Source organism: Aliiroseovarius sediminis (assembly GCF_022678485.1).
Taxonomy (GTDB): domain Bacteria; phylum Pseudomonadota; class Alphaproteobacteria; order Rhodobacterales; family Rhodobacteraceae; genus Aliiroseovarius; species Aliiroseovarius sediminis.
The window spans coordinates 1-15,478 of the sequence record NZ_JALBYP010000024.1 but is presented as its reverse complement, the minus strand read 5'-3'; the positions used below and the strand labels follow the sequence as shown (position 1 = coordinate 15,478).

Genomic DNA, 15,478 nt, shown 5'->3' with positions numbered 1-15,478 from the left:
TGACGAAATTCGTCCGTCCGTTTCAGTCCCATAGTCAGTCTCCTTTGGTGCAGTAAATGCTATCAAAGGAGCGGCATCAAACCGCGACAGGTCCACCCAAGCGGCTGGAATCAAACCGCTCATCGCAAGAGACACGTTGAATCTGACCCAATTCTTGATAGGGTGATGATACCTAGGGGTGTCCCGACAAGGGGCTGAGATACTGTTGGCGCACGCAGCGCAGTGACCCTTTGAACCTGATCCGGATCATGCCGGCGAAGGGACAGGACCGTAACGCTCTCTTGCCCGCTCGCCGGCCTCAACATACGAGGCCGCTATGCCCACCCACCCGACACCCGACCTCCCAATCCCTGCAACGATCGCGGTGGTTATTCGTTCAAAGCAGGTCCTTCTGGTACGCCGCGCAAACCGGCCCGATGCCGGGCGTTGGGGTTTTCCGGGAGGAAAGATTGAGCGTGGCGAGACAATTCCGCAAGCCGCCCTGCGGGAACTCGCCGAAGAAACCGGAATTTTCGCAGAAGCACTCCGCGTGTTCACCGCCGTGGATGCGTTCGACCATGATGCCTCGGGCGGTCTGCGCCAACATTTCGCCCTCATCGCAGTGTTGTGCCAGTGGAAGAGGGGCGAACCAGTTGCCGGAGACGATGCGCTTGATGCGCGCTGGGTTGATCTGGACGGGCTTGCCGATGCCGACCTTGCACTGAGTCTCGATGTTGCCGAGGTGGCGGCACAGGCCGCCACACTGATGCTGGAGGCGTATTCATGATTGCCAATGTTCTCAGCATCGCAGGCACCGACCCTTCGGGCGGGGCCGGAATACAGGCGGATATCAAGACGTTCTCGGCCCTTGGAGCTTACTCCTGCGCTGCGATCACCGCGGTCGTAGCGCAAAATACTTGCGGCGTCCGTTCTTTCGTCGCGTTGGAGCCGGAGTTCGTCGCCGCGCAAATTGATGCTGTGTTCGAGGACGTTCGCATAGACACGGTAAAAGTCGGTATGATTGCGAATGTGGGAATTGCCGAAGCTGTTGCGGACAGGCTGCGCCATCACAACGCACCAAACATTGTGCTTGATCCCGTCATGGTCGCCAAGAGCGGTCACGCCCTGCTGGCACCTGAAGCGGTTGCGGCAGTGCGCAGGTTGCTCGTACCTCTTTCGACGCTGGTGACACCGAACCTGCCCGAGGCGGCAGTGCTGCTGGGACGTGACGATAACTGGGCGGCAGACACAATGCAGAGCGCCATGCCCGACCTGCTGGCACTGGGCTCGAAATGGGTGCTGCTAAAGGGTGGACATCTTCTGGCCAGTCAGGAAAGCACTGATCTATTGGCAGGACCCGGCGGCGTTACCGCGTTTCCCGCTCCGCGTATTGAAACCAAGAACGATCATGGCACCGGCTGCACGCTGTCCTCGGCCATCGCAGCAGTTCTGCCTCGATTTGAGGTGCCGGATGCGGTGGCACAGGCCAAAGTCTACTTGCACGCGGCGCTGGCAGCGAGCGATGCGCTTGATGTCGGCGAGGGCCGCGGGCCAGTGCATCACTTTCACGCCCTCTGGCCCAGCTTGCAAGGTTCGTGTCCGTGATTATGCCACATCGGATTTCCGCAGGGGCGCTTGTTGTGCATCGCGACAGGGTTTTGCTGCTGCGCCACCTTAAGCCCGGCCTCTACGATTTCTGGGCACCGCCTGGTGGTGGTGTGGCGGGTGCGGAAACGTTGGAACACACCGCCGAGCGCGAGACGCTTGAAGAAACCGGCCTGCGAATAGAAGCGCAGCAGATGGCATATATCGACGAGTTGATTGACGCGTCTGGACGGATGGCTAAGTTCTGGTTCGTCGCCCGGCTGGTTTCAGGGGTACTGGACCCCGCAGCGAATCCCGACCCACAAGAGCGGATAGTTGATGCCCGGTGGGCAACCCAAAACGCCCTGCCTGATGGTCATGTCTTTCCCGCCGTATTGCGTGACCGTTTCTGGCGGGATCAAGCGTCGGGTTTTGCAGCACCCGTCCGGTTACCGCTGATGAATTCGGTCTTCTAAGATCTCAACCCCGCACCCTATTGATGGCAGTTCGTAAATCCCGCGCCGCTGCTTCTGGGTCGCATTGTCCGCAAATGGCCGAGACCACAGCGACGCCCGCCGCACCCGCTCCGAGTGCCTCGGCGACATGTCCTGCCTTCATCCCGCCGATGGCGACCGCAGGTACTGGGCTGGCCGCAACCTGTGCCTCCAATCCCTCAAAGCCGACCGGGTGCTTGTGGTCCTGCTTGGTGGGCGTGGCGAAGACCGGTCCTACGCCGACGTAATCCACCAGTGACGGATTGACCGCAGCGGCAAGCTGCGGTGTTTCGACTGACAGGCCGAGAATGGCATTGTGACTGATCCGCGCGCGGGCTTCTACGACGCTCGTGTCGCCCTGCCCGACATGCAACCCGTCGGCGCCGATCGCGACGGCAGCCTCAACATCGTCATTGATGATAAGCCGCGCACCGCTGCCGCTAAGCGCCGCCTTCAGCGCACGTCCGGTTTCGACCATCGCCATTGTGCCGCCTTGTTTGTCGCGCAGCTGTACCATCGTCGCCCCGCCCGCCACGGCAAGGCGCGCGGTTTCGACTATCCCGATCCCGGCACAAAGGCCGGGATCAAGCACAAGGTAAAGCGAAAGGTCGAAGGACGGCCTCATGCCAGGCCGGCCTCGATCCGTTGGATATTGGTCTCTGCCTCTAGCGCCTTGGCGGTAACCGCGTGGAGCGCGTCAAGGAAACGCACCGCAAAGCTGCCCGGACCCGGCGCGCCCTCATGCGCCCGGCTTCCGGCCACGGCGAAGTGCGCCAGCGCGGTGATTGTCGCGTCGAACGAGTCTTCAGCGACTGCCGCATAGGCACCGCACAGTCCGGTTAGCGAACAGCCCAAGGCCGTGTTCATCGGCATGAAAGGCGAACCGCCCCCTACCCGCGCCGCGCGTGTGCCGTCGGTGACGAAATCAACTGCACCCGTTACCGCCACCACGCCGCCGGTCTGCAGCGCGAGCCAGCGCGCCCCTTCCTCGGCCGCCGCGACACTGTCACGCCCATCGACGCCCTGCCCCCGGCTGTCCTTGCCTGCAAGGTACAGGGTCTCCGAGGCATTTGCGCGAATAATCGCCGGCTTCCGCGCCACCAGCTCGGTCGAGACATCACGACGGTATGTCGTCGCCGGGCAGGCGACTGGGTCCAGTACCCAAGGCGTTCCCGCCTCCTGCGCACACTCGATGGCCGCGCGCATCCCAGACACAAACGGCGGCGAAAGTGTGCCGATATTGACTGTGAGCGCCCCGGCGATGCGCGCAAATTCACCGGCTTCTTCGACATCCGACACCATCGCGGGTGAGGCCCCGGCGGCCAATAGCACATTGGCGGCTATGTTCATGGCGACGTAGTTGGTGATGCATTGCACCAGCGGCGGTTTGGCGCGCATCATGGTTAGAAGGGTTGCGGGGGTCTGGCTCACTTCACGTCCTCCAGTGGCACGTACAAGTCTCCACCTTTGCGGAACTTTTCGGCCATCCTTTCCATGCCTTCTTTCTGGGCTTCAGCCCGGATGTCGTGGCTGATCCGCATCGAACAAAATTTCGGCCCACACATCGAACAGAAATGCGCCACCTTATGCGCCTCTTTGGGCAGCGTTTCATCATGCATCGAACGAGCGGTTTCGGGATCGAGCGACAGGTTGAACTGATCCTCCCAGCGGAACTCGAACCGCGCGCGCGACAGCGCGTCATCGCGGATCTGCGCCGCAGGATGCCCCTTGGCCAAATCAGCGGCATGGGCCGCGATCTTATAGGTGATCACACCGACCTTCACATCGTCACGATTAGGCAGGCCAAGATGCTCTTTGGGTGTCACATAGCAAAGCATCGCTGTACCGAACCAGCCGATCATCGCCGCTCCGATGCCACTGGTGATATGGTCATAGCCCGGCGCAATATCAGTCGTGAGCGGCCCCAGCGTATAGAACGGCGCTTCGCCACAGACCTCCAGTTGCTTGTCCATATTGGCCTTAATCTTGTGCATTGGCACATGGCCCGGCCCCTCGATCATAACCTGACAATCCTTTGCCCAAGCAATCTGGGTTAGCTCGCCCAGGGTCTCGAGCTCGGCAAATTGTGCCTGATCGTTGGCGTCGGCGATGGAGCCAGGGCGCAACCCGTCGCCAAGGGAGAACGACACATCATAGGCCCGTGCAATATCACAAATTTCACCGAAATGTTCGTAGAGGAAGTTTTCACGGTGATGGTGTAAGCACCATTTGGCCATGATCGAACCACCGCGACTGACGATTCCTGTCACGCGATCAACCGTCATCGGGATCATATGCAGCCTGACCCCCGCATGGATGGTGAAGTAATCCACACCTTGCTCGGCCTGCTCGATTAGCGTGTCGCGAAATACATCCCACGTTAGATCCTCGGCAATGCCATTCACCTTTTCCAACGCCTGATAGAGCGGAACAGTGCCGATGGGCACCGGGCTGTTGCGAATGATCCAGTCGCGAATGTTGTGAATGTTGCGTCCTGTGGACAGGTCCATCACCGTGTCGGCCCCCCAGCGGGCGGCCCAGACCATTTTCTCAACCTCCTCGGCCATAGAAGAGGTCACTGCCGAATTGCCAATGTTGGCGTTGATCTTGACCAAAAAGTTTCGCCCAATGGCCATCGGTTCGGACTCGGGGTGATTGATGTTCGCCGGGATGATCGCCCGGCCATTGGCCACCTCGTCGCGAACAAACTCCGGCGTGATGAAATCCGGGATATCTGCACCAAAACTCTCGCCATCGCGCAAAAGCTTCTCTTTCGCACCGTCGCGGCCAAGATTTTCTCGAATCGCCACGAACTCCATCTCGGGCGTGATAATCCCCGCACGCGCATAGGCCATTTGCGTCACCGCCCGGTCCTTCGTCGCGCGGCGTGGGATATGACGGACAGGGAATTCAGGCACGAGCCGCGCGCCCTCGGCAAAGCCGTTGTCGGCCGGAATCACATGGCGGCCCGTATAACTCTCTATATCGCCACGCGCTCTGACCCAAGCCTCGCGTAGGCGCGGCAAGCCACGGTCAAGGTCGATATCAGCCTTGGGGTCGGTATAAGGGCCAGAGCTGTCATAAATGGTGACGGGCGGTTCGCCTGATGTTGGGTGCAAAACGACTTCGCGCATCGGCACGTGGATCTCAGGAAAGCGATTGCCCTTGCGCCAGACACGGCGCGAGGCGGGCAGCGGGCCCTTGGTTACAGTTGGGGTTTGGTCTTTCATCGGGCGGAGCCTCCATGGCGATAAGCATTGGAGACCCAGTTCCGCGTTGAGTGGAGAAAGGCTGAACGGACTACGCCTGTGACGTATCGGGCAAGCAGCCCATGCAGCCTGTGCACCATCCCTACGCCAGTATGAACTGGATCAGGTTCATCGGGTCACTGCGCTGCACGGTGTTTGCCGGCCAGCAGAATCTCAGCCTCTTGTCGAGACCCCCCGGGTGAGTGCGCGTAGACTGAATGGAGTGGTGGGCGCGTGTCAACAGCAACCTTTCACATTGAAAATGTACCCGAATATCAAAACCAAAAAATCAAGGCTATTTGTTTTTCTCAAGACGTGGCGTCGGGTAAACTAGTGCCGGCAACAGCGAAGGGCGTTTCTATGGCAACGGACAAACCGATTGAATTCGTCGCAGGCATCAAGACAACACCATATAGACTCTCGAACAGCACACATGTCAACATGCAGTGCGCAAGCAAGCCGTTTCCTGAAAAACGTCCGATCCTTGTGCCTTTTGCCGAGCCGGGCAAGAAAGCGCCTGCGTTATAGGGCATCACTTGACCGAACTGCTTGCCCATGGTTTGCTTACTTAGTCATCGGGTTCCGAACATCCATCCAAGAAGCGCACGCGCGGCCGAGCGCTTGGACCAGGAGCCGATCTCGGCGCGGCCGACCAGGATCCGGTGGCTGGGGGCGTTCTCGCCGGTGGCCCGGGTGTCGGGAGCGATCCGCACGCCCTTGGCCTGGACGCTGAGGGTGACAATTTCGCCGGTGAATTCGTTGCCGGTTTTCTTGAAGGTGCCGATGGTAGCCATTGTTAAAGCATCCCGCCTTTATCCTGAGACATACCCGGCAGCCCTAAAGTAGTTCCAGCATTCTTGTGGGGAGTAGAGATCGCAGACCTGCGCGATGGCTTGGAACATGTCGGTAAAGGTGCGCGCTCCGATCCGCCACAGGTGTGCCTTGAGTTTCGAGAAGGCCATTTCGATGGGATTGAGGTCTGGGCTGTACGGCGGGAGGAAGAGGAACCAACACCCAGCGTCCCGCATCGCCTTTGCGGCATCGGCATTCTTGTGGGTGGCTAGGTTGTCCAGAATGACCACGGTACCGGAGGGCAGTTCCGGAGCCAGCACCTTCTCGACGTAAGCCGCGAATGCCGGGCCGTCCGTCGCGCCCTTGATCACCCAGGGCGCGATCATGGCGTCGGCGGTGAGCCCCGCGATAAAGGTTTGTGTCCCCCACGAACCGAACGGCGCGTCCATAACCAGGCGATCCCCGCGCGGGGCCCATCCCCGCAACCGGGTCAGATTTGTTTTCAGTGAAGTTTCGTCAATGAAGACAACACGTTCGGGTTGGGCTGACACCGCCGGAATGCGATGCCGGAACCAATCTTCGCGCTGTCGCCTCACCTTGTTTCGGCGGCCACCAGCGACTTTTTTGTGCATATAGCCAAGCTTGCGAAGAAATTTGCCGATCGCGTTCGGATGCGCGCACACGCCGGTCGCGTCAAGCAGGGCAGACGCCAGTTCAGGCATTGTGATGTCGCCATCCTGAGCGATCACCTCGGCAAAGAAAGAGCGATACGGATCAAGCTTGCCCTTGCCCCTGGGGCGACCTTGAGGGCCGGCACGGGCTTGACCAGTGCGGCGGATCGCAAGCCCCCACCGCGCCCCGGTGGCAGGCGATACCTTCAGCCGTAACGCTGCCGCACGCCCACTTAACCCTTCTTCAATCAAATTCTGAAACCGCGCCCGAAGCGCATCCGGCAAAGGTGCTGACATGATCCATCCTCCCAAACAGGATGAATCACAGATCAGCCTTCAAGGGAATCCCAGAGATTCAGGTTTTCGGCGGGGCGCTTTAGTCTCCGTTTTCCGTTTCCGGGTCCGCACCATTGCGCCCGATGGCGATCGACAGGCCGGAGACGACCGGCGGCGCACCCCTGGCGTGCCGGGGGCTGGACAGCAGAGGAAGAACTTTCTTGTTCCGCGCGGAATGGGCGCAGCCCAAGGGAAGAAAGTTATGGCGCCGCTGTTGCGCCAAGCCAGTCGAGGCACAGCCGGTCTTCGGCCAGATCAGGCCATTGGAAAGGGACGTATGGAGCGGAGATGGGACGGGCAAGGAACGGAGACGATCGCGACCGCGAATGCCCGTCAGCCTGACCGGCTTTTCCACCGGCGGGTTTGCTCACCCGCGACAGGCGATGCGCATCGCTCTCCAGGCGCCCTGGCCGGCGTGTCCTCCCCGATTACAGGGGCGGGTTGCCGCTCGCAACGGTCCGCCATTCCCACCGCACGGCCACCGGCCGCGACGCGGGCCTCATGCCGGTCCGCATACCGGCATCCTGATGATCAGGATGGTATTCCAACGTTGATTTGGTTCCGCTTCATCGGCGATTTCAAGAATGCGCGGGCACACCTCCTTCCGCGAGGGACGTATGGTGTGTGTTTGGTAGTCCAGTTGAACGAATCTTGACGCCCTTGGTAGCCAGAGATCCATTCTCTCCGCAGATACTCAGTCATGTCGAGCAGAGGGCCGTCAGCTGACTTGCAGCGGCGCAGCGCCTATGGCATCAGGCAAAAGCACCCCTTCTCTCAAAGGAGAGTTATGCCCGCGCAGGATCAGCGTAAAGGTAAAAATTCCTGCAATCGCTGCGCTTTGGCACCAGCCCGATATCGGGCTGAAGGGAACGCCGATCAGTTTTCTGCCAGAAAGCTGTGAGCAGGCCTGTAGCCAATTTGTATGAAATTTTGCTATCCCTTTCGATTACACCTGAAGACTTCAAGGAGCATAAAATTGATCAGAGCAGGCCGCATCTCACCGCAAGACGTTTCACCAGAGATTTACAAGGCAATCGCTGCCGTAGATCAGAAGCTCTACAACTCTTCTCTTGGCAAGCCCCTGATCGAACTGGTGAAAGTTCGCATTTCTCAGATCAACGGGTGCGCCTTTTGCCTCGACATGCACAGCACGGCGGCGATCAATGCAGGCGTGCCAGAGCGCAAGCTGATCTTGCTCGGTGGCTGGGATGAAGCCGCTGTCTGGTCCGATCGCGAGCGGGCCGCGCTCGGCTGGGCCGATGCCGTGACGAAAATTGGTGAAAGCCGCGCTGCCGATTCCGCCTATACCCCCTTGATCGATATCTTTGACGAGAAGGAAATCGCGGACTTGACCATGCTGATCAGTCTGATGAACCTGTGGAACCGCCTTGCAATTGCCATGCGCTATCAGGTCCAATCTGAAATAACTTCAAGCGTTTCTCGATAGATCTGAATCGCTGCTTATTGTGAAACGCTGCGTGATGCTTGATCGTTGCCCACGTTTCGCCCTTCGCTGATGCCTCCGGGTAAAGGCGAAACGCTTTAGGAATGGAATAGCTTCATATCCATGTATTTTATGTTGATCCTGAGCTATCGGCAAAAAGCGACGCACTTTGGATGTAGTCGGTTCAGCGGAAAACTGGCATTCGGTTCTAGCGCGTTCTAACTCACTCGTCGGTCGATGCCGCGTCCGAACCGCCCGACGCGGACACGCACAGCATCTCTTCGAACAAAGCGTTCCATTGTGCCTCGCTAAAAGCCATCAACCCCAGAGCTTTTAACAAGAACGCGCCCTCGCCCGCCAGAAAAGCGAGAGCCAGTTGCCGGTCCTCGGGGACTGCCAAATCAAGGCCATCCAGTCGAGAATTGTACCAGTCGCGCGTCTCCGACAACTGGTCTGGATGTTGCAAAAGTGCCGTCATCATGGCGGCGGATCGCGAATGATCTGCGGCGTCCGCATCGCGCGTTGCAGCCAGATGCCCGCGAATCAACGCCTTCGGTGACGGGTCCCGCCCAGTCCGCTCGGCAACATCGGCGTCGAACGCCCCCCCCCACCTGGTGATCATTGCCCGAATCAAGTTGTCGCGGGTTCCAAACGCATACTGCACCCCGCCCTTGGTGATCCCAGCGGCTTTCGCTACAGCATCGAAGCTGAGCGCGCCTGCGCCTGCCTGCAGCACCAGCGCCTCAGCAGCGTCTAGTAGCTTGTCACGGTCGATTTTGCGCGGTCGTCCTGCCATTTTTTAATTCCAATACGATACGAATGTATTTATATCATTCCTCTCAGATAAGCAACCTGTCGCGCAATGCCCCAAAAGGATCATTACTATGTCTCCCCGTAACCGTTGGCTCGTGTTGGCCATTGTGTCGAGCGCCCTTTTTCTGATCGTGATCGACATGACAGTGCTTTACACGGCGCTGCCGCGACTGACTCATGACCTTGCCGCTACTGGCACCGAGAAACTGTGGATCGTGAATGCGTATCCCTTGGTTGTCGCGGGGCTGCTGCCGGGCCTGGGCGGCCTAGGCGACCGGGTGGGTCACAAGCGAATGTTCCTCTACGGAATAATTGTCTTCGGCCTGGCGTCGCTTGCCGCGGCCTTTTCGACATCACCCTCGATTCTGATCGCCTCGCGGGTTGTGCTTGCAATCGGCGCCGCAATGATGATGCCCGCGACCCTTTCGTTGATTCGCCTGACGTTCACCGACGAGAAAGAACGGGCTTTCGCCATCGGAATCTGGGCCGCTGTCGCCTCAGGCGGCGCGGCTCTGGGACCTGTAATAGGCGGGTTGCTGCTGGAGTGGTTCTGGTGGGGGTCGGTTTTCCTCATCAACGTGCCGGTCGTGCTTTTGGCCTTTGTCTCTGGCACCTTGGTCCTGGTGAACAAGCGGGCCCTCCACCCGCATCCGTTCGATCTGATTGGCTCGGTACAGGTGATGGTGGGGCTGGTGGGGCTGATCTCTGCCGTCAAGGAAATCAGCAAGCCCGAGCCATCCCTGTCGCTGGCCGGTCTGACCTTCGCACTTGGTCTGATTGCCATGACAGCCTTCGTGTCCCGCCAGCGCGCCAGCGCCAACCCCCTGATCGACTTTGACCTTTTTCGCAACGCCCAATTCACCTCCGGCGTGGTCGCGGCCCTCGTGGCTTCGGCCGCCCTGATCGGAGTTGAACTGGTGTTCAGCCAGCGGCTGCAACTGGTGCTCGGGCTAAGCCCGCTACAGGCGGGTTTAATGGTGCTGCCGATCCCGATCGCGTCGTTTCTCGCGGGTCCGCTGACCGGGCTGGCGCTGCCGCACCTTGGCGCAGCGCGGGTGTTGTCGGGTACCCTCGCCCTGACAGGTATTGCCCTGGCCATTTACATCCTGACATATCACGGTCCCGCGTGGTTGTGGCTGTCCGTTCTCGCCGTCATGGGAGTGGGAATCGGGGCGACGATGACGGCCGCCTCAAGCGTTATCATGCAGTCAGCTCCGGAAGAGCATTCAGGTATGGCTGCCTCAATCGAGGAAGTGTCTTTCGAGCTTGGCGGCGCTCTTGGCATCGCAATCCTCGGGAGCGTCATGACGATGCTTTACACGCGCTCGATGAGCGTACCTGCAAACGTACCTGCAACAGCAGCCGACAGTCTGGATGAAGCGCTTTTGGCAGCGGAAGCACTGCCTACCAGAGCGGCTGCACAGCTGGCGGCCACGGCCCGGAACGCCTTCGACGAGGCGTTCGTCGGCGTGATTGCCCTAGCCACAATTCTGGTCTTTGGCGCAGCCATTGGCATCTGGCGAAAGGCCGCAAACAATTCATGACCTAAAGCGTCCCGCCGAAAACCTGAATCATATGGGATTCCCAAGAGCTTGAGTTTGTGATTCATCCTGTTTGGGAGGATGGATCATGTCAGCACCTTTGCCGGATGCGCTTCGTGCGCGGTTTCAGAGATATGTAGAAGAAGGATTTAGCGGGCGGGCGGCAGCGTTGCGCTTGCGGCTTTCGCCTACGACAGGGGCACGGTGGGCGCGGCAGGTTCACCGAACTGGGCGGATTGACCCGGCTCCCCAAGGCCGCCCCAAAGGACGGGGCAAGCTGGATCCGCACCGTGGTTTCTTTGCCGAGATCATCGGTCAGGATGCAGACATCAGGATGCCGGAGCTGAGTGCTGCCCTGTTGGAGGCAACATGCGAGCGAGCGCACCCCAACTCCATTGGCAAGTTCCTCCGCAAGCTTGGCTATACATACAAAAAAGACATTGGTTGCCACCGAACGCCTGCTTGCACGGGTAAAGCGGCGGCGTGCCGATTGGGAGCAGCGTCGCATGCCCGCAATGCGGGCCGCTCCAGAACGAATTGTATTCATTGACGAAACCTCTGTCAAAACCAACCTGACCCGGCAATGCGGATGGTCACAGCGCGGGGCTCGACTTATGATGAATGCGCCCTTTGGGGCCTGGGGCACGCAGACATTCATCGCAGGCCTGAGCGCCGATGCAATGATCGCGCCTTGGGTGATAAAGGGGGCGATGGACGGCCCCGCTTTCGCTCCGCCCCACTGGCCGGATATTGCGCCGCCGTTGACATCGAGAAAGTGCTGGTGCCCGAACTTGCTCCCGGAACGATCATCATCCTCGATAATCTCGCCACCCACAAGAACGCCGAGGCCGCAAAGGCCATGAAAGACGCCGGGTGCTGGTTCTTGTTTCTGCCACCCTACAGTCCAGACCTGAACCCTATCGAAATGGCCTTCTCCAAACTCAAAGCCCATCTGCGCCGCATCGGTGCGCGCTCCTTCACCGAAATGTTCGACGCGATTGCCGAAGTCTGTGATCTGTACGATCCCCAAGAGTGCTGGAACTACTTCAAAGCTGCCGGATATGTCGCAAGTTAAAGGCGCGAGGCATTGCCAACTTATTTGCATCCGCCCGAATGCGGTCTGACCCGCGCCCGTCAGGCGGTCATTTCGAGTGTGTAGATGCTCCAAAGATCGAAGGCATCAGATCGAGCGTGGCGGTATGATGTGGCGGTGAGAAGATGGCGGCGGGGACGGAAGATTGTGTTGATCTGGTGGTGATCCGCGAGAAATCTCTGCGCCTGTCTGGGTGACTTGAACCGGCCCATGAGTTTCTCTCGCTTTCGGGTCGGCCGATGCGATCCTTCAATCCGGTTGTTCAAGCCCTTGTGTGCCCTGTGATCAGCATTCGCGGCAAGATTGCGGATTGGCTTGATGCAACTCCGCAGCTTGTCGGTGATCACGACCCGTGGCGCGCCAAACCGGTCCATCAGCCGCTTCAGGAACCGTTTGGCTGCCTTTGCATTGCGTTGCTTTTGCACGAGAATGTCGAGCACGTCCCCATTCGTGTCGACTGCACGCCAGAGCCAGAATTTAACGCCATTGATCGGAACAACGACTTCATCCAAGTGCCATTTGTCACTGGCGCCCGGCCGGTCGCGCTTGATGCAATCGGCGAAATGGCGGCCAAACCGGTTCACCCAGTTCCGGACGGTTTTCCGGCTTACCATCACGCCACGTTCGGCGAGTAGATCCTCAACGTCCGCCGTGCTGAGCGCAAACCGATGATACGTCCAGACCGCATAGGCGACGATCTCGCGAGGAAAGCGGTAACCTTTCAATCTAGGCATCGTGCAAGGTATCTTCATCCCGGTTGCCTATGTGAAAGCCGACCGGCAAACAAGTTGGCAATGCCCGTCACAGATAACACCGGGAACAAAGACGCGCTCCAGACATCCTGATTTGGCGGACTTACAACAGGTCATCGTTCGCCTCCATTCAAACCGCCGCACATCATTGGCAATGGCTGTGCCTGCGAATTGATGCCCCCTGCCTCCTCCATCTGCTCCCGATCGGGCAGGTCCTGCAGCGACTCCAGACCGAACGCGACCAGGAACTGCTCCGTCGTCACATAGGTATAGGGGGCCCCGCGCCGCGGCGACCGTGGCCCTGCCCCGATTAAGCCGCGCGCATGCAGCCGACCGATCTGATCTCGGCTGATCTCTTTCCCGAAGATGTCCTTCAGCCCGTCCCGTGTGATCGGCTGGTGGTAGGCGATGGCGGCCAGAACAGCGACATCGTACTCGCGCAGATCGAGGTCCTGTTCACCTATATCAGCGGCGGTCCGGATCGCAGGGGCGTAGGCGGGCCTCGTTCTCAGCATCCAACCGCCGGCGACCTCTGTCACTTCGAATGATCGGCCGTCAAGGTCAGCGGCCAGGTCCTCGATCAGAAGCTCAACCGAAGCTCCCTGCCCTACCACCCGAGCCAGGTCCTCGCGCGGCACCGGCGATGCGCTGGCGAAGAGAACGGCTTCAATCCGCCGCATCCATTCGCGCCAGCGCAATTCGGCTGGCAGATCGTTCAGTTCCTGATCGAAATCAGTTTCGGCGTGATCCTTGGCCATCGCTCAGATCCCGTAGAGCCGGAACGTGTCGCGGCCGGTCAGTTCGTGCACCGCGCCGAGATCGACCAACCGGTCACAGAGCCGCCGTGCGGACCGGTCCGGTAGTGGCAGGGCCCCAGGCGCGACGGCATCTTGAGTCAGGATCATCGCGACGGCGGCCTCCGCGCCTTTGGCGCGCAGCTTCGGCGCGACCGCCTTTAGGTCTGCTGCCCGCCGCGCGAGGTCAGTTGAGAGACGCACGGCATCGACCGCCGATGAGACGAGCGCACGATGACAAGCCGACCATAGGTCTTCGCCTCGCTTGCGCATGTCGGCGCGTTTCAGGCCTGCGGCCAGAAGCAGCACGACATGTTCCCAACCAAGCGCCTTGGCGAGGGTCGCGTCAGCAAGGACGAGCGCGGGCACCTCGGCACGGGGGGCATCGTTTAGTACCGCCTCCAGCACCATTGCCGCGCGACTGACCGGTGCCCCCTGCCCGGCATCGAGCCAACTCGCGATCTGATCACCCTGAAGTTCAGGCAGCGCCCGGACCAGAGCTTTCACGGTCACCGGCCTTTCCGTGGCGCGACGCCACGCCAGACAGCTTTCGCCTGCCGGGCCGGGCAGATCGCCGGGGCGCAGCAGATGGACCACGTCGCGCAGATCCCCTGCCCGCTCCAGACGACCCGAAAACGCGACACAAGCCTCCGCTGCACGCAGCGCCAGCCGATCCCGTAACAAGGCTTGGGGGACCGCCTCTCGCCCCAACACAAGATGCAGGTGGCTCAGTGCTGCGCCCGAAAAAACGCCACATCTTCAAGGGTTTCACCCCGCGCCCGCGTGACCCAGCGCGGAAGCGCGGGTATTTTGCCAATGGCTGTATCGGCCATTGCCGCCGGGGCGTCTTTCGGAATGGGATGCGGATGGCTCATAAAGACAGCGTATTGGATCGCGGCGCTTGGCGCCAGTGAATATTGCACAAACCGCCCCGGCTTGCCAGGCTGCCGTAGGTCCAATAAGTTTGCATTATCGGACCTTTCTAGCTTACCCTCTGAAACATGCCCAAAACCCCTGAAAACAGCGCCCTGCCCGACCATATCGCCCCCTCCGGCCCCCTTGATCGTTTGGTTGACACCGCCCGCGACTATGCCCGGGCGGCCGCGTCTGACAATACGCTTGCAGCCTATGGAACGGACTGGAAACACTTCACCCGCTGGTGTCGCGCGAAGGGTGTGGACCCCCTGCCGCCTTCGTCTGAGCTGATTGGTCTTTATCTGGCCGATCTGGCCGCGCCGCGGGACGCCGCCCCGGCCCTGTCGGTGGCCACGATCGAACGGCGCCTGTCCGGCCTTGTCTGGAACTGCGCGCAGCGCGGCCAGCCGCTGGACCGCACGGATCGTCACATCGCCAGCGTGCTGGCCGGCATAAGGCGCAAACACGCCCGCCCCCCGGTGCAGAAGGACGCCATCCTGCCCGACGATATTCTGGCGATGATCGCCACGCTGGGTTTCGACCTGCGCGGGCTGCGTGACCGGGCGATCTTGCTTTTGGGTTACGCGGGCGCGCTCAGGCGCAGTGAAATTGTAAGCCTGGATGTGCACAAGGACGACACGCCCGACGCGGGCGGCTGGGTCGAAATCTTTGATGACGGCGCCGTTCTGACCCTGAACGCCAAGACCGGCTGGCGCGAGGTCGAAGTGGGCCGCGGATCGTCGGACCGGACCTGCCCGGTTCATGCGCTGGAACATTGGCTGGACTTCGCCAAGATCGACTTCGGCCCCATCTTCACCCGCACCTCGCGCGACGGGAAACGCGCGCTGGATGCGCGGCTGAGTGACAAGCACGTGGCGCGGTTGATCAAGCGCTGCGTGCTGGACGCCGGGCTGCGCGCGGACCTGCCTGAAAAGGAACGTCTGGCGCTCTACTCCGGTCATTCTCTGCGCGCGGGCCTTGCCAGCAGTGCCGAGGTCGACGAACGCCACGTCCAGAAACAC

The 15,478-nt window shown here is 60.4% G+C and carries 15 protein-coding genes, 2 pseudogenes and 2 riboswitches; of the genes and pseudogenes, 8 read left to right on the top strand and 9 right to left on the bottom strand.

Annotated elements, in window-relative coordinates:
- Positions 1-164: 164 nt before the first annotated feature.
- Positions 165-281, top strand: a riboswitch (TPP riboswitch).
- A gap of 35 nt (positions 282-316) precedes the next feature.
- The 3 genes from MN186_RS05545 to MN186_RS05535 are packed head-to-tail and all read left to right on the top strand — an operon-like array spanning position 317 to position 2,039.
- Positions 317-766: an NUDIX hydrolase gene (locus tag MN186_RS05545; RefSeq protein WP_242113330.1), complete on the top strand. Its 450-nt coding sequence runs from the start codon at positions 317-319 to the stop codon at positions 764-766.
- Entirely contained in the window at positions 763-1,584 is an 822-nt protein-coding gene (gene thiD, locus MN186_RS05540; protein WP_242113329.1) for a bifunctional hydroxymethylpyrimidine kinase/phosphomethylpyrimidine kinase, read from the top strand. Before MN186_RS05545 ends, thiD begins: the two co-directional genes overlap by 4 nt.
- 2 nt (positions 1,585-1,586) lie before the next feature.
- Positions 1,587-2,039: an NUDIX domain-containing protein gene (locus MN186_RS05535; RefSeq protein ID WP_242113328.1), complete on the top strand. Its 453-nt coding sequence runs from the start codon at positions 1,587-1,589 to the stop codon at positions 2,037-2,039.
- A gap of 4 nt (positions 2,040-2,043) precedes the next feature.
- On the opposite strand, the gene thiE is transcribed toward MN186_RS05535, so the two are convergent.
- From thiE to thiC, 3 genes are read right to left on the bottom strand one after another with little or no spacing between them, the layout of a single operon-like run.
- Positions 2,044-2,682 (bottom strand): thiamine phosphate synthase, encoded by a 639-nt coding sequence (thiE, locus tag MN186_RS05530; RefSeq protein WP_242113327.1) that lies wholly within the window; start codon positions 2,680-2,682, stop codon positions 2,044-2,046.
- Positions 2,679-3,488, bottom strand: coding sequence for a hydroxyethylthiazole kinase (thiM, locus tag MN186_RS05525; protein WP_289069568.1), 810 nt, complete (start codon positions 3,486-3,488; stop codon positions 2,679-2,681). The genes thiE and thiM overlap by 4 nt, the downstream gene beginning before the upstream one ends.
- Positions 3,485-5,287 carry a phosphomethylpyrimidine synthase ThiC gene (gene thiC / locus MN186_RS05520; RefSeq protein ID WP_242113325.1) on the bottom strand — a complete coding sequence of 601 codons (1,803 nt, stop codon included), beginning with the start codon at positions 5,285-5,287 and terminating at the stop codon, positions 3,485-3,487. Before thiC ends, thiM begins: the two co-directional genes overlap by 4 nt.
- Before the next feature lie 100 nt (positions 5,288-5,387).
- Positions 5,388-5,513, bottom strand: a riboswitch (TPP riboswitch).
- 26 nt (positions 5,514-5,539) lie between these two features.
- Between thiC and MN186_RS05515 the strand changes: the two genes are divergently transcribed.
- Positions 5,540-5,833, top strand: coding sequence for a hypothetical protein (locus MN186_RS05515; protein WP_242113324.1), 294 nt, complete (start codon positions 5,540-5,542; stop codon positions 5,831-5,833).
- Positions 5,834-5,877: 44 nt separating this feature from the next.
- On the opposite strand, the gene MN186_RS05510 is transcribed toward MN186_RS05515, so the two are convergent.
- Together MN186_RS05510 and MN186_RS05505 are read right to left on the bottom strand one after the other, a co-directional pair.
- Positions 5,878-6,099: a DUF736 domain-containing protein gene (locus tag MN186_RS05510; protein WP_476726582.1), complete on the bottom strand. Its 222-nt coding sequence runs from the start codon at positions 6,097-6,099 to the stop codon at positions 5,878-5,880.
- Positions 6,100-6,117: 18 nt separating this feature from the next.
- Complete coding sequence (locus MN186_RS05505; protein ID WP_242113323.1) at positions 6,118-7,065, bottom strand: IS630 family transposase; 948 nt, start codon at positions 7,063-7,065, stop codon at positions 6,118-6,120.
- Positions 7,066-8,026: 961 nt separating this feature from the next.
- Between MN186_RS05505 and MN186_RS05500 the strand changes: the two genes are divergently transcribed.
- Complete coding sequence (locus MN186_RS05500) at positions 8,027-8,551, top strand: carboxymuconolactone decarboxylase family protein (RefSeq protein ID WP_242113322.1); 525 nt, start codon at positions 8,027-8,029, stop codon at positions 8,549-8,551.
- A 220-nt stretch (positions 8,552-8,771) separates the two neighbouring features.
- Here MN186_RS05500 and MN186_RS05495 read toward each other — a convergent pair whose 3' ends face one another.
- Positions 8,772-9,344 carry a TetR/AcrR family transcriptional regulator gene (locus tag MN186_RS05495; protein WP_242113321.1) on the bottom strand — a complete coding sequence of 191 codons (573 nt, stop codon included), beginning with the start codon at positions 9,342-9,344 and terminating at the stop codon, positions 8,772-8,774.
- Between the two features lie 88 nt (positions 9,345-9,432).
- Here MN186_RS05495 and MN186_RS05490 point away from each other — a divergent pair, with 88 nt between their 5' ends.
- Positions 9,433-10,905: an MFS transporter gene (locus MN186_RS05490; protein ID WP_242113319.1), complete on the top strand. Its 1,473-nt coding sequence runs from the start codon at positions 9,433-9,435 to the stop codon at positions 10,903-10,905.
- Positions 10,906-10,990: 85 nt separating this feature from the next.
- A pseudogene (locus MN186_RS05485) lies at positions 10,991-11,977 on the top strand (IS630 family transposase).
- Between the two features lie 59 nt (positions 11,978-12,036).
- Here the strand turns inward: MN186_RS05485 and MN186_RS05480 are convergent.
- The 3 genes and pseudogenes from MN186_RS05480 to MN186_RS05470 form a co-directional block, all read right to left on the bottom strand.
- Complete coding sequence (locus MN186_RS05480; protein WP_242113317.1) at positions 12,037-12,747, bottom strand: IS6 family transposase; 711 nt, start codon at positions 12,745-12,747, stop codon at positions 12,037-12,039.
- Positions 12,748-12,860: 113 nt separating this feature from the next.
- Complete coding sequence (scpB, locus tag MN186_RS05475) at positions 12,861-13,505, bottom strand: SMC-Scp complex subunit ScpB (protein WP_242113316.1); 645 nt, start codon at positions 13,503-13,505, stop codon at positions 12,861-12,863.
- A 3-nt stretch (positions 13,506-13,508) separates the two neighbouring features.
- Positions 13,509-14,374: pseudogene (locus MN186_RS05470) on the bottom strand (DUF1403 family protein).
- Between the two features lie 168 nt (positions 14,375-14,542).
- Here MN186_RS05470 and MN186_RS05465 point away from each other — a divergent pair.
- Positions 14,543-15,478, top strand: a 936-nt coding sequence (locus MN186_RS05465; protein WP_242113315.1) for a site-specific integrase, incomplete at its 3' end; no start/stop codon positions are given.